The sequence below is a fragment of the Ruegeria sp. CG1 genome (assembly GCF_056537265.1).
In genome coordinates, this window is record NZ_JBQFRF010000001.1 from 857,106 (window position 1) to 875,111 (window position 18,006).

The 18,006-nt window shown below is 55.9% G+C and carries 15 protein-coding genes; 7 read left to right on the forward strand and 8 right to left on the reverse strand.

All coding sequences use genetic code 11. The annotated features are described in order from the left end of the window. Position 1: 1 nt before the first annotated feature. The 5 genes from ACR0AU_RS04355 to pyrH form a co-directional block, all read right to left on the reverse strand. Positions 2-442: a TrgA family protein gene (locus ACR0AU_RS04355; RefSeq protein WP_170421264.1), complete on the reverse strand. Its 441-nt coding sequence runs from the start codon at positions 440-442 to the stop codon at positions 2-4. A gap of 16 nt (positions 443-458) precedes the next feature. After that, on the reverse strand, positions 459-1,667 hold the full coding sequence (locus ACR0AU_RS04360; protein WP_170731997.1) for an SAM-dependent methyltransferase: 1,209 nt from the start codon (positions 1,665-1,667) through the stop codon (positions 459-461). A gap of 69 nt (positions 1,668-1,736) precedes the next feature. Next, on the reverse strand, positions 1,737-3,161 hold the full coding sequence (locus tag ACR0AU_RS04365) for a cryptochrome/photolyase family protein (RefSeq protein ID WP_480795323.1): 1,425 nt from the start codon (positions 3,159-3,161) through the stop codon (positions 1,737-1,739). 47 nt (positions 3,162-3,208) lie between these two features. Further along, positions 3,209-4,435 carry an aminotransferase class V-fold PLP-dependent enzyme gene (locus ACR0AU_RS04370; protein WP_480795324.1) on the reverse strand — a complete coding sequence of 409 codons (1,227 nt, stop codon included), beginning with the start codon at positions 4,433-4,435 and terminating at the stop codon, positions 3,209-3,211. Between the two features lie 333 nt (positions 4,436-4,768). Next, a complete protein-coding gene (gene pyrH, locus ACR0AU_RS04375; RefSeq protein ID WP_170405311.1) occupies positions 4,769-5,521 on the reverse strand; it encodes a UMP kinase in 753 nt (250 codons plus the stop codon). A 97-nt stretch (positions 5,522-5,618) separates the two neighbouring features. Here pyrH and miaA point away from each other — a divergent pair, with 97 nt between their 5' ends. From miaA to ACR0AU_RS04400, 5 genes are all read left to right on the forward strand, one after another. Then, positions 5,619-6,512: a tRNA (adenosine(37)-N6)-dimethylallyltransferase MiaA gene (gene miaA / locus ACR0AU_RS04380; protein ID WP_480795325.1), complete on the forward strand. Its 894-nt coding sequence runs from the start codon at positions 5,619-5,621 to the stop codon at positions 6,510-6,512. Between the two features lie 351 nt (positions 6,513-6,863). After that, positions 6,864-8,534 (forward strand): ABC transporter substrate-binding protein, encoded by a 1,671-nt coding sequence (locus ACR0AU_RS04385; RefSeq protein WP_170393298.1) that lies wholly within the window; start codon positions 6,864-6,866, stop codon positions 8,532-8,534. 121 nt (positions 8,535-8,655) lie between these two features. Then, a complete protein-coding gene (locus ACR0AU_RS04390) occupies positions 8,656-9,702 on the forward strand; it encodes an ABC transporter permease (protein WP_170393299.1) in 1,047 nt (348 codons plus the stop codon). Between the two features lie 13 nt (positions 9,703-9,715). Continuing rightward, positions 9,716-11,179: an ABC transporter permease subunit gene (locus ACR0AU_RS04395; RefSeq protein ID WP_170393300.1), complete on the forward strand. Its 1,464-nt coding sequence runs from the start codon at positions 9,716-9,718 to the stop codon at positions 11,177-11,179. 93 nt (positions 11,180-11,272) lie between these two features. Continuing rightward, positions 11,273-13,360, forward strand: a complete 2,088-nt coding sequence (locus ACR0AU_RS04400; protein WP_170393301.1) for a dipeptide ABC transporter ATP-binding protein — start codon at positions 11,273-11,275, stop codon at positions 13,358-13,360. Between the two features lie 115 nt (positions 13,361-13,475). On the opposite strand, the gene ACR0AU_RS04405 is transcribed toward ACR0AU_RS04400, so the two are convergent. From ACR0AU_RS04405 to ACR0AU_RS04415, 3 genes are all read right to left on the reverse strand, one after another. Continuing rightward, positions 13,476-14,462, reverse strand: coding sequence for an MBL fold metallo-hydrolase (locus ACR0AU_RS04405; protein WP_480795326.1), 987 nt, complete (start codon positions 14,460-14,462; stop codon positions 13,476-13,478). A 130-nt stretch (positions 14,463-14,592) separates the two neighbouring features. Further along, a complete protein-coding gene (locus ACR0AU_RS04410; RefSeq protein WP_480795327.1) occupies positions 14,593-15,555 on the reverse strand; it encodes a LuxR C-terminal-related transcriptional regulator in 963 nt (320 codons plus the stop codon). A gap of 87 nt (positions 15,556-15,642) precedes the next feature. Further along, positions 15,643-16,221 (reverse strand): lytic transglycosylase domain-containing protein, encoded by a 579-nt coding sequence (locus tag ACR0AU_RS04415; protein WP_170405293.1) that lies wholly within the window; start codon positions 16,219-16,221, stop codon positions 15,643-15,645. Positions 16,222-16,428: 207 nt separating this feature from the next. Between ACR0AU_RS04415 and ssb the strand changes: the two genes are divergently transcribed. Together ssb and ACR0AU_RS04425 are read left to right on the forward strand one after the other, a co-directional pair. Then, positions 16,429-16,914, forward strand: coding sequence for a single-stranded DNA-binding protein (gene ssb, locus ACR0AU_RS04420; RefSeq protein WP_170393305.1), 486 nt, complete (start codon positions 16,429-16,431; stop codon positions 16,912-16,914). Between the two features lie 18 nt (positions 16,915-16,932). Continuing rightward, positions 16,933-18,003: a site-2 protease family protein gene (locus tag ACR0AU_RS04425; RefSeq protein WP_170510331.1), complete on the forward strand. Its 1,071-nt coding sequence runs from the start codon at positions 16,933-16,935 to the stop codon at positions 18,001-18,003. Positions 18,004-18,006 lie beyond the last annotated feature (3 nt).

Sequence of the window (18,006 nt, forward strand, 5' to 3'; positions counted from 1 at the left end):
TTTAACGCCAGCGGCGAAAGGCAATTTCGGTAAGTATCCCGCTGAGAACAGCACCAAAACCCAGCGTAAGCAGGATTTCCGGTGCCAGAAGCTGTTCACCATAGCCAATCCCGATCTGAAAGATGGCAAGCAGAGCCTCAAACGGACCACCAAACCGATGGCGCATCGCCTGACTGAACATCTCGTAGGTGCCCTGAACGAACAGCCCCCAGAACACCAGCGCCGCAACACCGGTCAAACCGTTGTTGACGGCCGCGGTCCAGCCACGGCCAGCACGTTTACCCATGACGACCCAGCCGCAGATCCAACCCAGGATTATGTTCACGTAGGTGAAATAACCATAGTCTTTACCCTCTTCCCCGTTGTCGATGATCATGCCCGACACAAGGAACGCGATCACCAGCAGACACAACGCGGCGGTGAGACGTGAGGCTGTAGGCATCCGATTTTTCCGTTCTTCAACTGGGTTTGGCTATCGTGATCTGTGTCACATCACAATTACCGGTGTCAAAGGCTGCGCCACATGCGGTCAAATAATAATTCCACATGCGGCGAAAACGCTCATCAAACCCCATCTCCGATATCTGATCCCACTTGGCATTGAAGGTCTCGTACCAGCGCCGCAGGGTCAGATCGTAGCTTTTGCCAAACTCTTTTGAGCGTACAACGGTCAACCCCGCCTGATCGATCTGATCTCTAAGGATCGACGGTGCTGGCAACATCCCGCCGGGAAAGATGTATTTCTGAATGAAATCAACGCCGTTCTTGTAAATATCCCAACGATGATCCGCGACCGTGATGATCTGCAAAGTGGCATGGGCACCCGGCTTCAACCGATCACGGACCGTGTTGAAATATGCGGGCCAATATTTCTGACCGACCGCCTCGAACATCTCGATCGAGGCAATTCCATCATATTGACCCTGCTCATCGCGGTAGTCCTGTAGTTTGAACTCCACCAGATCAGAAAGCCCTGCTTTTTCAATTCGCTCTCTAGCAAACTTCAACTGCTCTTGGCTAATGGTCAGCCCGGTGACGCGCAGCCCACGCTCTTTCGCGGCATATTCGGCGAACCCGCCCCAGCCGCACCCGATCTCAAGGATATGATCCCCCGGTTTGGCCCCCATTTCATCCACCAGGCTGGCGTATTTCGCAGTTTGCGCCTTTTCGAGGCTTTCCTGACCCGTTTCAAATATGGCACTGGAATAGGTCATCGTGTCATCCAGCCACAGGCCATAGAAGTCATTGCCGAGATCATAGTGATACGAGATGTTCTTTTTCGCCTGCGACCGGTTGTTACGATGCAACCAGAACCGCAGTCTTTCATAGGCTCGCACAAGAAACTGTCCGGTAAAATCATCGTAGACCGTCTCAGTTCCCAGATGCACGAGGTCCATGAAACTGCGCAGATCCGGTGTGCTCCAATCGCCTTCAAGGTAGCCGTCAGAGAATCCCAGCTCTCCCTCACGCACCAACCGGGCAAAGACGTCGGGGTCGTGAATATCCACATGCGCCACCGGACCAGGTTTAGGCGCATCCGCGCGGAAAATGCGTCCGTCGGGCAGCGCGATGTCAAGTCGGCCGCGCTCCATCCTCTTCAGCATCTTGAAGACTTGTGTAAAATATCTCGGCAGGTTTTCCTGCCCTTCGGTGCTCGTCAGGAACATCCGCTCTCCCCTCTGCGGTTGCGGGTCAAAGCTAGGGCGGGATTCGGTTTCTGGCAAGTTTTCAGTTCCTTACTGGTCTTTTCCGGCATTATACGCGCCCAACGCACGGGCGCGGCCTTCCTTCAGCCCCACCACCGGTGCGGGATACATCTGGTCAGGAGAAAGCCCCCATGATCGCGGCACGGCATCAAAATAGGCTAGCGCGGTCGATGGCGGCTCGGATTGGCCCTCGGCAATCCAGCGACGCACATAACCTGAGTTTGGATCAAACCGCTCGCGCTGTGTGTCGGGATTGAAGATACGGAAATACGGTGCGGCATCAGGGCCGCAACCGGCCACCCATTGCCATCCCATCGCATTTGCAGCTGGGTCCCAGTCGATCAGGCAATCCCCGAACCAGTCTGCGCCGATTTTCCAATGCGTCATCAGATGCTTTGTCAGATAACTCGCGACAATCATCCGAGCCCGATTGTGCATGCGTCCGGTGACATACATTTGTCTTAGACCTGCATCGACAAGCGGAATTCCGGTTCTTGCCTGGCGCCACGCGCGCACTTCGGGCGTGTCGGGATCAGTATTCCAAGGGAATGCGTCCCATTCAGGCTTCCAATTGGCACTCAGAAGATGCGGCCAGTGGTACATTAAGTGATAGGCGAACTCACGCCACACAAGCTGACGCAGATAGCCTTCACCACCATGCGCCCCGGTTTGGTCGGCGATTTGCACCCGATGCCAGATTGTACGCGGCCCGATCTCGCCCAGTGCAAGGTATTCTGAAAGATCAGAGGTTCCAGATTGATCCAGTTGATCCCGCTGTTCGCGATACTGATCCATACGTTCCAGAAACGCATCCAAATGGTCCAGCGCCGCATTTTCACCCGGGTGGACAAACGGGCGGACCACTGCGGCCCCGCGCTGCATATCCCGATCCAGACGCCAATCAGACAATTGATCGGACGCAGGCCAGGTTTTCGGCGTCATAAGCCGCGTGGGCGCGGGCTCGGGCAAAGAGACTTCGCGCCCCTGCACTGATCGCCACATCGGAGTGAAGACCCGAAACGGCTGGCCGGTTTTGGTGGCGATCGTCCAAGGCTCAAACAGAAGTTGGCCAGCAAATGACTGTGCCTGGATACCCTGTTCGGTCAAAGCAGCCTTGATCTGGGTATCCCTGTTGATCGCCTCTGGATCATAAGCCCGCGTCCAGAATACGGAGCCTGCCCCAGTTTCTCTGACCAGTTCACAAAGAACATCCAGTGCTTGACCCTGGCGCAGTATCAACTTGCTGCCAAGCTGCTCAAGCCTGCCGGCAAAAGCGTCAAGGCCCAGACCAAGGCGCCATTTCGGCGCGGCACCCAAAGTCTGAACCTGATGATCGAGAACAAATACGGGCACGATGGGTCGACCTGATTGCACCGCCGCGCTCAGCGCCGGATGATCTCCTAACCGAAGATCGCGCCTGAACCACAAAATGATCGGAGAATGATCAAAATCCATGTCCGCCCCATGTTTTCTTCGAACTACGAAGCGCCGCAGAAACTGGATCACAAAACGCGGTCAAGCGCCTCCAAAAGCTGATCAATTTCCTGTCGACTGGTGTAGTGTGTAAAGCTAAGGCGCAAGACCCCTTGTTCTGCGTCAACGCCCATCGCTTGCAACGGGCGATGTGCGTAGAAATCACCGCCACCCGCCATGATACCCTGTTTGGAAAGCTCGGCAGCAACAGGCTCGGCCTTCTTATTCAGACTTAACGCTACCGTCGGTGCGCGCCGACTGGCATCAGACGGTCCGATCAGGCGCAGAGCGTTCCGGTCTTTGACCGCGTCCAGTAGAGGTTGCAATAAAGCGACCTCGTGTTCCCGCATCAGATCATGCACAAAGGACCCCCTTGCCGAAGCTCCTGCTTCCGGTCCTCCATGATGGGCACAAAGCAGGTCCACATAGTCCGCCATGCCTGCGCTGGCCGCGATCTGAGCATGGTCAGGCCCGGCAGGTGTGAACCGCTTGAAAAGAGTGTCGCCGTTAAAATAATGCGCTTGGTTGGGCAGCAATTCACCCAGAGCTCGTCGAATAACCATGCAACCCTGATGCGGGCCATAGGTTTTGTAGGCGGAAAACAGATAGATATCTGGGCCCAGATCACCGACATTGGGGAACCCGTGCGGTGCGTAAGAAACCCCGTCGACACAGGCAAAAGCACCCGCAGCATGGGCGATCGCGGTGATTTCGGTGACCGGGTTGATTTCCCCAACGACATTCGAGCAATGCGGAAAGCACACCAGCCGCACTTTCTCGTCCAGCAAATTCTCCAAATCTTGCGGGTTCAAAGACCCACTCTCCGGATCAATCTTCCATTCCCGAATTTCGATCCCCTCATCGGCCAATCGCCGCCAGGGCCCCGAGTTTGCTTCGTGGTCCTGATTGGTCACGACAATCGCTTCGCCCGGCTGCATCCACTGCCGGAATGCCTGAGCCAGTACATAGGTGTTCTGCGTCGTCGAAGGGCCAAAGCTCAGCTCATCTGTTTCCACCCCTAATATCGCGGCAAGTCGCGCTCGTGCTTCGTCCATTTCCACGCCACCCGCACGGCTCGCCTCATAGGGCGCGTAGGGCTGAACCTTTCGCTGGGTGTAGAACCGGCTCAACCGATCAAGCACAGGTTTGCAGGTATAGGATCCACCTGCATTCTCAAAAAAGGCCTGTCCCTGAAGGCTGGGTTCCGAAAAGGCCGGGAACTGTGCCCGAACGAATTCAATATCAAGAGCGCCCATCGCATCTCTCTCCCTTATCATGCACTACAGTCCGGGTCGTTGCCCGCGCAAAGTCCGGACATCCCCGAAAACAAGGCAGGTCTTCCAGCCCAGCCGCAGGTCCTTGGAACGGGTAAGGATCGACGGCAGCCCCCATGATGGCCCCATCACCACCAGCAGACCCGGCCAGATAGCCAGAGGTAGAAGGTTGGGTCAAGTGATTGCGTTAATGGTATTTTTTGCCGCCACGCAATGCGTGCACTGACGAAGTCATTGGCCCACGCGGGGCTTAGTTTCTTTTAGGTAGGAAAATGCCGGGCAGAGATGCCCGGCTCAGTGTTGCTCAAATCAGCATTAGCCCTGAACTTTGGTATAAGTCCCCTCGCCCGCCAGGATGCCGCGGAACCCGCCGGGTTCATCCAGACCGAAAACGATCAGTGGCAGATTGTTGTCGCGCGCCAATGCAATGGCCGATGCGTCCATCACGCGCAGCCGCTTGGCCAAAACATCGTCATAGGAAACCTGATCATAGCGCACTGCATCCGAGTGTACCTTGGGGTCTTTGTCATAAACGCCATCCACACCGTTCTTGCCCATGAAGATCGCCTGACACGCCATTTCGTTAGCGCGCAGAGTCGCAGCGGTATCGGTGGTGAAATAGGGGTTCCCGGTTCCTGCGGCAAAGATGCAAACCCGCTTTTTCTCAAGGTGACGAACAGCACGGCGGCGAATGTAGGGCTCGCACACCTCATCCATCCGAATGGCCGAAATTACACGTGTAAAGACCCCTACCCCCTCCAGAGCGGATTGCATCGCCAGCGCGTTCATGACAGTCGCCAGCATACCCATGTAGTCGGCTGTCGTACGCTCCATCCCCTGCGCCGAACCAGACAGACCACGGAAGATATTGCCACCACCGATGACCATGCAAATCTCAACACCAAGATCATGAACCGATTTGACCTCTTGCGCGATGCGCTGAACGGTGGGCGGATGCAGTCCGAATCCCTGATCTCCCATCAGCGCCTCGCCGGAAATCTTCAACATGACACGGTCATATGTTGTTTTTGGGGTCTCGGTGGTCTCGACGGAAGGGGAAAGGCTCATGTTGCGCTCCGGGCTGGCACGGGGTTATTTTCCGGCGCAAAATGAAGCAAAACCTCCGCAGGTTCAATGCGGATAGTCAGGAACGGGGCAACCAGTCATGGCCGACAACTCTGAGAACCGGCTTTTGGCGCAATTGCCGTCGATTCCCAATGACAAACCTGTATTGATCGCCGGGCCCACTGCCTCGGGTAAATCGGCGCTGGCGCTGTTGATCGCCGAGCGTTTCGGAGGCGTGATTGTCAACGCCGATGCTAGTCAGGTCTATGACTGCTGGCGTATTATCTCGGCCCGCCCCTCGCCCGAGGATGAGGCCCGCGCACCGCACCGTCTGTATGGGCATGTTGCCTATGACCAGACCTATTCGACTGGTCATTGGCTGCGAGAGGTCACGCCGATGCTGTCGCAACGCCCTCGTCCGATAATCGTCGGAGGGACCGGTCTGTATTTCACAGCTCTGACCGAGGGGATGGCCGATATCCCCGCAACCCCGCCGGAAATCCGGGAACACGCGGATAAGTTGCCGTTGCAAGAACTAATCGCGGGTTTGGACGGTCTGACCCTGCAGAGGATCGACACCCAAAACCGCGCGCGTGTTCAACGCGCCTGGGAGGTTCAGAACGCAACCGGGCGATCCCTTTCGGATTGGCAGGCCGACACACCCGCCCCGATACTGGATATTCAAAACACGGTACCGATTGTTTTCGACGCCAGAAAAGACTGGCTGCTGGATCGCATCAACCGACGGTTCGACCTGATGTTGGACCAAGGAGCTATAGAGGAAGTGGAGGCCATGCGCGATCGCTATGACCCCTCTTTTTCCTCCTGTAAAGCGATCGGCGTTCCGGAGCTAATGGGCTACCTGGACGGCCGCATGACACTGGATGAGGCGCGCGAAAAAGCGACGATCGCGACACGTCAGTTTGCCAAGCGCCAACGCACATGGTTCCGTGCGCGCATGAAGTTCTGGCATCACCTTGACGCTGCGTGTTGAAGGCTGCAGTCGCCGGATACGATAAAGCCCAATATAACAACGCCTTAATCAGCACCATGGTGAGAGATAGATATATATCCATCTATCCGTCACAACGTGTCTCGTTTCCTTTCACATTGAAACTTTCCGAACCTCACTTTCTGCTCGGATGTCGTTTTTGTACCATCTATGACGATTTCCAACATTGACGCAGGGAAAAAACTGGTGCCGAATGCGGCTATGGGGATGTTGATAAATCGTAAATCCAAGCCCGTGGCCCTACCAACCGAGACCAAACGGTCCCTGTAGTGCCCGGCTCTATCAATCAGAAACACGAAATCTAAAAAAATTATGTGTCACAGGGAGACATCTATGGAAAACCAGACAATCAACGGAAAGCCGATGCATTGGGCGGCAGAGATGCACGCCAAGGAATATCGTGAGGGCAATCTGAGCCGTCGTGAATTTCTGGCCCGTGTAACCGCGCTGGGCGTTGCCGTACCGACGGCATATGGCATGATTGGCCTGCAGTCACCGGCAGCCGCTGCCGAACCTCAGCGTGGCGGCACCATCCGCTATCAAATGGAAGTGCGCGCACTGAAAGACCCGCGCACATATGACTGGACGCAGATCGCAACCTTCACGGCTGGCTGGCTGGAATATCTTGTCGAATACAATAATGACGGCTCGTTCAAACCCATGCTGCTGGAAAGCTGGGAAGCCAATGATGACGCCACTGAATACACGCTGAACGTCCGCAAAGGTGTGAAGTGGAACAATGGTGACGATTTCACTGCCGAAGACGTAGCTCGCAATATCGAAGGTTGGTGCGACGGGTCTCTGGAAGGGAACTCGATGGCCTCGCGCATGGCCTCACTGATGGATGAGAGCACTCAGAAAGCCGCAGATGGCGCCATCACCGTTGTCGACTCGCATACAGTCAAGCTGAAGTGCAACGCGCCGGATATCACGATCATCCCCGGCATGGCAGATTATCCGGGTGCAATCGTACACAGCAGCTTTGATGCAAATGATATGCTGTCCAACCCAGTTGGTACGGGTTTCATGATGCCCGAAAGCCATGAGGTCGGCGTGAAGGGCGTTCTGGTCCGCAACGAAGGCTTTGACTGGTGGGGCTACGAAGCTGGTAAAGGCGGCTATATCGACCGGATCGAATTCATCGATTATGGCACTGACCCTGCTGCTTTCTTGGCCGCCTATGAGGCCGAAGAGATCGATATGAACTGGGAATCGGTTGGTGAGTTTGTCGACATCTTTGACAGTATTGGCCTTGTCCGCTCGGAAATCCCATCGGGCTTTACCATTGTCATTCGCCCCAACCAGCTGGCTGAAGACGCCGATGGCAACAAAATCTATGGCGACAAGAGGGTCCGTCAGGCCCTTGCCATGGCAGTTGACAACGCCGTCTGCCTTGAACTTGGCATGTCCGGCTACGGCATCACCGCCGACAATTGTCATGTCGGCCCGATGCACCCCGAGTACGACTCGGCTGTGACGCGTATCCCTTACGATCCGGCAGGCGCAAAGGCGCTGATGGACGAAGCGGGTATGGGCGATTTCGAGCACGAAGTGCAGTCGATCGACGATGACTGGCGTCGCAATACCACGGCTGCGGTAGTGGCTCAGTTGAACGATGCGGGCATCAAGGCAAAGCACACGGTTCTGCCTGGTTCGACATTCTGGAACGACTGGACCAAGTACCCGTATTCCTCGACCAACTGGAACCACCGCCCGCTGGGCACGCAGGTTCTGGCACTGGCGTATAAGTCGGGTGTCGCTTGGAATGAATCTGGTTTTGCCAACGAAGAGTTCGACAAGCTGCTGGCCGAGGCGAACTCGATCGCGGATGTCGATATGCGCCGTGAGGTGATGGCGAAACTGCAGGCTATCATGATCGACGAGGGCGTGGTCATCCAGCCCTATTGGCGGACCGCGATGCGTCACCACCGCGACAATATGGTCGGTGTCGAAAAGCACATTGCGGACCTGCCGCAGCTTTATAAGTTCGGCCTGACTTCCTAAGCCGAAACCTACAAGGGCCGCGCCAATCTGGCGCGGCCCTTCGTCCTCAATACGGCGACCAGAATAATAGCAATGCGTGGGGCGAAATGCCTGTCACGCCAGCCGATCAACAGGGGCTAACATGGGACTTTTTATTCTAAGGCGTGTGGGGATTATGCTGCTGACAGCATTGTGCCTGACATTCCTGGTCTTCTTCCTTACCAATCTCTACCCGAACCTGGAAAAGCTTGCGAAGACGCAGGGCAATTTCAGGATGTCTGATGAACAGGTCGAAAGCTATCTGGAGAAAAACGGCTACCTCCAGTCCACGCCGATCAAATACGGTGAATGGCTCGGTGTCCTGCCCTCGTTCCGACACACGAATGAGGACGGTACCGTTCAGGGCAGATGTATCCTGCCAGGCAAAACTGCCGAGGAATCTCCGAATTTCTGCGGTATCCTGCAGGGGTACTGGGGATATTCAACTGTCTTCAAGGAAGAGGTCTCTACCGTTGTTGGCAATCGGCTGGCACTGACCGGACGGCTGATGTTCTGGGTGATGCTGCTGATGGTCCCTTCGGCACTCATTCTGGGCATCCTGGCCGGGATGAAGGAAGGTTCGGCCACTGACCGGACGCTTTCAACCTTTGCCATCACGACGACGGCGACCCCAGAATACGTCTCGGGCGTTATCTTCATAGCGATCTTCACATCCTCCGCCGTCGGGTTGAAATGGTTCAAAGGCACCGCCACTCAAGCGATGGAGAACCCGACGTTCGAGAACTTCTTCCTACCAGTTCTGACCATCGCGCTTTACGGGATGGGCTATATCGCCCGGATGACTCGCGCCTCAATGACCGAGGTGATGACGGCGCAATACATCAGGACGGCGCGTCTGAAAGGCGTGTCATTCCCGAATATCGTCATGAAACACGCGCTGCGCAACGCGCTTATCGCGCCCTTTACAGTCATTATGTTGCAGTTCCCATGGCTGCTGAATGGTGTCGTGATCGTCGAGACCCTGTTCAACTACAAGGGCTTTGGCTGGGCGCTTGTACAGGCAGCGGGCAACAATGACATCCAGCTGCTGCTGGCGATCTCGGTCGTGTCGGTCTTTGTGGTGCTGGTGACGCAGCTGATCTCGGATATCGGCTATGTCTACCTCAACCCGCGCATCCGCATTTCGTAAGGAGGGATAGATCATGGAACCACTTACCTGGACCGGCTCTATCGCCTTCCTGAACCCGCTGTTGATGCTTGCGTTGGGACTGATGCTTTTGTCCATCGTTGTCTGGATGCTGGCAAGTATCGTGCTGCCCGAAGATCAGATGATTGTGAATGCCGATGGGACGCTCAGTTCGAGCTCTGGCCTGAGAATCCTGATACAATCGGCGCTGCGCTATAGCTTTTTGGCAAGTGTGGGAATCGCGGTGGCGTACATTGTCCTTGGCATCCTGATGGGGACCAGTGCTGGCATCATCGGCGCTATCTCTCAGCAGTTTCTGCCCGTCTGGCTGTCGCTGATCATCCTTTATGCGATGTCGATTGCGTTCAAGCGCAAGCTGGGCCTATATGGCAAGCTGTTCGACAGCCCCATTGGTATGATCGGCTTTGGCCTTGTGATGTTCTGGGTGTTCACCGGCATATTTGGCGCACTCGATCTGATCGTGACCCACGATCCCCTGTCGCAGGTCTCGGGTATGAAGAACAAAGTGCCGGGCACCCCGCTTCCCAATCTGGAGGACGGTCAATACGCTTGGTATTTGCTGGGTGGAGATAACCTCGCGCGCGACGTCTTTAGCCGTATGGTTAAAGGTGCCTGGATCGTCGTGCAGATCGCGCCGCTGGCGACGATGTTTGCCTTCATGGTCGGTATCACTCTGGGTTTACCCGCAGGCTACTATGGCGGGCGTCTGGATACGCTCCTGTCATTCCTCGCGAACCTGATCCTGGCCTTTCCCGTGATCTTGCTGTTCTACCTTTTGGTCACGCCCGAGATCGTAGCGACCGGCGTGCCGAACTATATGGCCGCGATCCTGTTCGTGTTCCCGATCATCTTCCTCGGCGTTCTACTGAATTCGCGTTTCTATACGCGTCCCAGTTTTCGAACGCCTTTGTTGATCGGGGTTCTGGGTGTTGCGCTCTGGCTCTACCTGTCGCTGATTTCGACCGGTGGCTACATCATCAACACCGACAGCTACCGCATCTGGGGTCTGCCGACCTACCTTGATCTGTTCGATATTCCAGGCGGTATTCTGGTGGTGTTCGTCTCGGTGGTCTTCGTGAACTCTCCGACCGTGTTCCGCATCGTACGCGGACTGGCGCTGGACATCAAAACTCGCGACTATGTGGCTGCGGCCCAAACGCGCGGCGAGGGTCCTTGGTACATCATGCTGTGGGAAATCCTGCCCAACGCGCGTGGCCCGCTGATCGTCGATTTCTGCCTGCGCATCGGCTACACGACCATCCTGCTTGGAACCTTGGGTTTCTTCGGGCTGGGGCTGCCACCGGAAAGCCCGGACTGGGGCTCGACGATCAACGAGGGGCGCAAGCTTCTGTCGATCTATCTACATCCCGCACTGCCGCCCGCGCTGGCATTGCTGTCGCTGGTTCTTGGCTTGAACCTGCTGGCGGATGGTCTGCGCGAAGAAAGTCTGAAGGACTGATTGTGATCGAGGCCGGGGGCTCTGCCCCCGGACCCCCGAGATATTTTTAGCCAGATGAAGGGAAACCCCCGGACTCTCGCGAGGAGTAATAAGATGAACAAACTGGCGGATTATGACGGGCCAATCCTGGAGATCGACAAGCTTTCGATTTCCTTCTTTACCCGCCTTCGTGAGATCCCTGCCGTGATGGATTTCTCGGTCAGTGTGCAACCCGGCGAAGCCGTCGGTTTGGTGGGTGAATCAGGTTGTGGGAAATCTACCGTGGCGTTGGGTGTCATGCAGGATTTGGGCAAGAACGGCCGCATCGTCGGTGGCTCGATCAAGTTCAAGGGGCGTGATCTGGGTGAAATGACCACCGAAGAGCTGCGCGACATACGTGGCAATGAAATCGCGATGATCTATCAGGAGCCGATGGCATCGCTGAATCCGGCGATGAAGATCGGCAAGCAGCTGATGGAAGTGCCGATGATCCACGAAGGTGTGGGCGCGGAAGAGGCCTACGCGCGTGCGCTGGAGGTCGTCACCGATGTACGCCTGCCCGACCCTGAGCGGATGCTGAACTCGTTCCCGCATCAGCTGTCAGGCGGTCAGCAGCAGCGGATCGTGATTGCGATGGCGCTGATGTCGAAACCTGCCTTGTTGATCTTGGATGAGCCAACAACCGCTCTGGACGTGACGGTCGAGGCCGCCGTGGTCGAGTTGGTCAAGGATCTGGGCAAGAAATACGGCACCTCGATGCTGTTCATTTCGCACAATCTGGGTCTGGTGCTGGAAACCTGCGACCGGCTGTGCGTGATGTATTCAGGTGAAGCCGTCGAGCGTGGCTCGATCAAGGATGTATTCGACGAGATGCAGCACCCGTATACGCAGGCGCTGTTCCGCTCGATCCCGCTGCCGGGCGCTGACAAGAACTCGCGCCCACTGGTCGCCATACCGGGTAACTTTCCCCTGCCCCATGAGCGGCCTCCGGGCTGTAACTTTGGTCCGCGCTGCGACTATTTCGAAGAAGGCCGCTGTGACGCCAAGGATATCCTGATGGAGGCGGTACCGGGCAACGACCGACACCATACGCGATGCTTGAAATTCCAGGAAATCGACTGGAACGCGCCAATCACCGTTGGTGAACAGAAAGAGAAAGGCGAGATTGGCCGGACTGTTCTGAAAATGGACAACCTCAAGAAATACTATGAGGTGGCTGCGAATGCATTGTTCGGCGGTGGTGAGACCAAAGTGGTCAAGGCCAATGAGACGCTAAGCTTTGAAGCGCATGAATCCGAGACGCTTGCCATCGTCGGCGAATCCGGTTGCGGCAAATCCACTTTTGCGAAGGTCTTAATGGGGCTGGAAACGGCCACCGACGGGCAGATCCTGCTGGACAATCGCAATATCGAGGACGTGCCCATCGAAGAACGCGACGCCAAGACCGTTGGCGAAGTGCAGATGGTGTTTCAGAACCCGTTCGACACGCTGAACCCGTCGATGACCGTAGGCCGTCAAATCATCCGGGCGCTGGAAATCTTTGGCGTCGGTGACTCCGAGGCCGATCGCAAGAAGCGGATGCTGGAACTGCTGGATCTCGTGAAATTGCCCCGCGCCTTCGCGGACAGGATGCCACGCCAGCTATCAGGCGGTCAGAAGCAGCGCGTCGGTATCGCCCGCGCCTTTGCCGGTGATGCACGGATCGTGGTTGCGGATGAACCGGTTTCGGCGCTGGACGTATCCGTACAAGCTGCCGTTACAGACCTGTTGATGGAAATTCAGCGCGAGCACAAAACCACGCTGCTGTTCATCAGTCACGACCTTTCAATCGTGCGCTATCTCAGTGACCGTGTGATGGTGATGTATTTGGGGCATGTGGTTGAACTGGGCACCACCGATCAGGTCTTTAGCCCACCCTATCATCCCTACACTGAGGCATTGCTAAGTGCGGTTCCAATCGCGGACACATCGATCGAAAAGCAGCACATCGTGCTTGAGGGCGATATTCCCTCGGCCATGAACCCGCCGCCGGGTTGCCCGTTCCAAACACGCTGTCGCTGGAAATCAGAAGTGCCGGATGGGCGATGCGAATCCCATGTGCCTCCGGTGCAAACACTTGCGGATGGTCATCAGGTGAAATGTCACCTTGCCGAAGACATTCTGGCCAAAATGGAGCCGGTTATCAAAATTGCGGCCGAATAAATCCGCGCGAACGAAAGAAAAGGGCCGGTCAAAGACCGGCCCTTTCAATTTGCGTCACGTTTTTTGGGGAGACAGGCGACGCAGGTCGTGGGTGAGTGGCAGTTTCTGATCGTAATCAGCCCGTCATCACGTTGTTGCCGAAGTGCATGAACTCCTGATTCATACCCGCCACATCTCCGGCTTCCAGTTTTAGACTGGCGCTGTCGAGCATCTTGTAACTCTGCTGGCTTTTGACCCAATCGTCTGCGGCCTGCAGCGTCGTAAGCGTGTATGACGTAACCTCATTGAGGTAGTGCGTCGGGATGATGATCTTGGGCTTGAGCTTGGCGACAATATCGTTGCCCTGATCGAAGCTAAGGATGTGTTCCGATCCGTCGACGGGCAAAGTCAGCACGTCTACCTGTCCTATAGCATCCCAGAACTCCTGAGGCGGATTGTGGCGGTTGTCGCCCCAGATCAAGGTGCGAATGCCTCCGGTTTCGACAAGGTAGACCACCATATCCATATGTCCGACGTTGTTGGGCGGACAAGCTTCCGCGCCAAACTCGGCCAAGGCGTTGGTCCATTCGTACCAACCTGGCGCAACGCAGGCATGTTTGTCAGCAAAACCTGTGATCTTAAGATCAGCAAATTCAAAATTGCCCGCCATCCTGTCTAAAACCATTGTGGAACTTGGTCGCTCGATAGCGTCATGGTCAAAATGAGCATGAGTGGACATGGTGATATCAACTGGGATCTGCGGGAACTCGTTGCGGAACCACAGGCCCCATGCGCCGGAGGGATCATCGCGCCAAGGATCAAACAACACGGTCACTCCGTTTGGAGAGGTAATTTTGATCGCGCAGTGACCGTAATAATCGATTCCAACCGCTCCCGTGCTTGCCTGACCATTCGAGCCCTGTAGATCGATTACGTGGTTATTATTGCCAGGCTGCAGCCAGGCCTGCGATTGCGCCTCGGCCGGTTTGCTACCCAACAGTGAGGCCCCTGCACCGACACCGGCGGCCCCGGCAGCCATAAAGAACGATCGACGCGACAGACCACTTGCCAATGTGTCGCGTTCTCCGTTTAGAATTGTGGGTTTCAGATCTTTGCGATCCATTTTTTATCCTCCCGAGTTGAAAAGGCCCGGCTTGGTCCGCACCCTTGCGACCAGCCTAGCGCGCGTGGCACAGGTTGCTCAGATCAGAAAAATCGGGGGGGAATATGGGGGAAATCCCCATATTCAGAAATCACGAAATCGACAAAAGATGGCTTCGCAAGTTCTGGTCACGGCCTTCGAGGCCAAGTTTTCGACGAATATTGTTACGATGAAAATCAATTGTAGAAGTTTCGCGCGACATCGCCCGGGCGATATCTTTCGTGGTTTTGCCCGACATGACCAGCTGAGCAATTTCGATCTCGGTCGGCGTCATGACCGAAAACGCATCCGAAAGTTTGTCGGAAATCATTGAAGTAATCTCTTGCAGATTACGCTCGGCCAATTCCAGATAAACTTGCGAGGCGTCGCCTTCGGTCAATAGCCCGCGCAACTTGTCCAGATAAGGCAACACCATCGTGCGAACCTGATCTACGATATCCTGATCCCGGTCTTTCCGATCGTCGTCCAAACTGGTCAACAGCACCCGTAGCGCCGTGTTTGTTTCCTGCAGCTCCCGCGTCCTCGCCGCGACGCGGTGCTCCAGTTGCGCCAGAGTTTCATTCAACTTCACTTCCAGCACTCGGCGCAGGTAAACCTCTTGGATCAAAGCCAAATCCGATTCAACCATGCGCGCAAACTGTGCCAAACCTTCACGAAACAACAAGGCCCGGCGATTGCGGTGACGGTCCAAGACGCAGATTGTTCCGAATACCGAACCATCCGGCCACTTCAGCGGAAAACCGATATAGAAGGACATGCCATGCTCCATGTCCTCATTGTCGCTCCAGGCCGGGTCACAGGTTGCGTCCTCGACAACAAATTCGCCGTCGCGTTCCAGAACGCCCTGACAATAGAGCTTGGGGTTCAGTCGAAAATTCATGCCGACCGGGTATGGGTTTTCTGGATGATCCGATGTGATCAGAACCGCATGATCCGGCGCTTCGGTCTTCATGATCAAAGTGGCGGGCACATCGGCCAGCTGCGAAACAAGGTCGACCAAACGCTGCCAGTTCGCCATTGTTTCGGGCGGTATGTTGGGTCGATCTTGGATCATCGCAATTCGCACCAGTCCGAAAAGTTATCCAATCAGACTAGGACAGCGTTTGGCGGTAGATCAAGAAACAGACACGCTGCGGCGCAGCTAGCCCCCCCAGATCACTTTTACGTAGTTCTGGGTTTCCTTGTAGGGTGGAATTCCGCCGTGCTTTTCAACTGCTTTGGGCCCTGCATTGTAAGCTGCCAGTGCAAGGCGCCAGGACTTGAACTTGCGGTATTGCCAGGAAAGATAACGCGCACCACCCTCCAGATTCTGGATCGGATCGTGCGGATTGACGCCCAGCAGCCGCGCTGTCTGAGGCATCAGTTGCGCAAGACCCAAGGCCCCTTTGTGGGATTTGGCATTCGGGTTCCACCCGCTTTCTTGTTGAACAAGTCGCAGGAAAAGTTCTTCCGGCACGTTATGTTGCCGCGCTGCTTTTCTGGCATGATCCAGATACTGGCCCCGGTAGTTACCAGTGTAACGCTTGACGAATTTCCCACGCTCGGTCTTGGGTTTAAGCCGTTCAGAGCCGCGATATTGCGTAGCGGCCCGATTATCCAAAACCTTGGATTGCTTGAGGAATATCGCCTTGCGATTCTTGGTGGACAGCGTTTCTGCCTGCGTCGCGAACGACGTCAGACAAAGACCCAATACCGAGATACCACCGACCAGAAAACGCATTAATGCCAATCCTGCACCCTCAACAACCAATCAGATTATAGTTAAATCAGCCGGAAATGAAAGCTTGGTTAAGACAGTCCTAATGTTTTCCTGCTCACCGTTGCACGATCAATCATGTTTCAACCAAGTCGTAGCCCGTATAGGGTCAGCAGCAGAATACAGCGCCAGATTCGGGCGCCATCCAGTCAGAGTAAAACGAGGGAATATATGGCGGGTTCAGTCAACAAGGTCATTCTGATCGGCAATCTCGGTGCCGACCCCGAGGTGCGATCGTTCCAGAACGGTGGTAAGGTGTGCAACCTGCGCATCGCAACATCAGAGACATGGAAAGACCGCAACACTGGTGAGCGTCGGGATCGAACCCAATGGCACACAGTCGCCATCTTCTCGGAACCTCTGGTTCGCGTTGCCGAGCAGTATTTGCGTAAAGGCAGCAAAGTCTATGTCGAGGGCCAGTTAGAGACCCGCAAGTGGCAGGATCAGTCGGGGCAGGATCGCTATTCGACTGAGGTTGTCCTGCGCCCTTACCGCAGCGAGCTGACTATGCTGGATGCCCGCGGTGAAGGCGGCGGCGGTGGTGGTGGCTATGGCGGTGGTCAGGCCGGAGGAGGCTATGGTGATCCCTATGGTGGTCAGTCCAGCGCCCCTGCCCCTGCATCCGGCGGCATCGATGACGACGAGATTCCGTTCTAAACCAAACGGAGAAACAACATGGCATGGTCCTTCTCACTTGGCCGATTGCTCGGCTCGGAACTGAGGGTCCATGTCACCTTCTTCCTGCTGCTCGCCTGGGTTGGTTTTGCAGCGTATTCCAGCGGCGGTTGGCCCGCTGCGCTCAACAACATCCTGTTCGTTCTGGCTTTGTTTGCCTGTGTCGTCGCGCATGAATTCGGTCACGCGCTCATGGCAAAGCGATACGGGATTCGCACCCCTGATATCACTTTGCTGCCAATCGGTGGACTGGCACGTCTTGAGCGGATGCCAGAAAAACCGATGCAGGAGGTTTGGGTCGCCTTAGCAGGCCCGGCCGTAAACGTCGTCATCTGGGCCATCCTCGTGGTTTTAGGCGCGGGGATACAACTTGGATCGCTGGCCCAGATCGACTCGGCAGGCACGAACCTATTGAGCCGTCTGGCCTATGTGAATCTGCTGCTGGCGGCCTTCAACATGATCCCGGCATTTCCGATGGACGGCGGGCGTGTATTCCGCGCCTTGCTATGTATGAAGATGGAACGTGCCAAGGCCACGCGGATCGCCGCCCTTGGCGGTCAGATCGTAGCGGTCGGGCTTGGTTTTCTGGGGCTGACCTCTGGCAACCCGATACTGGTTCTGATCGCCGTCTTTGTCTTCATTGCCGCGAATTCCGAAAACCAGGACGTTGCGCTACGTTCGGTTGCGCGGCGTGTTAAGGCCCGGGATGCGATGATCACCGAGTTCAAGGCGTTGTCGCCCGATGATACGTTGGCGACGGCGGCTCAAGCGGTCATTCATACGACCCAGCACGAGTTTCCCGTCTTGGCCGAGGATGGCAGCCTTTTGGGTTTTGTCACCCGTGACCGACTGTTCGCAGCGTTAGCAAGCGACCATCCCCGATCCGAGCCTGCAGCGTCGATTATGGATAAGAACATACCACAAGTCGCGCTCACCAGCGGTTTGGACCAAGTTCTGAATGGCCTGCATAAAGGTGCACCCGCAATTGCTGTATGCACCAAATCGGGACACATGGTTGGCTATATCACCCGCGAAAACATCGGCGAGCTGATGGTAATCCAGGGGCGCTGAATC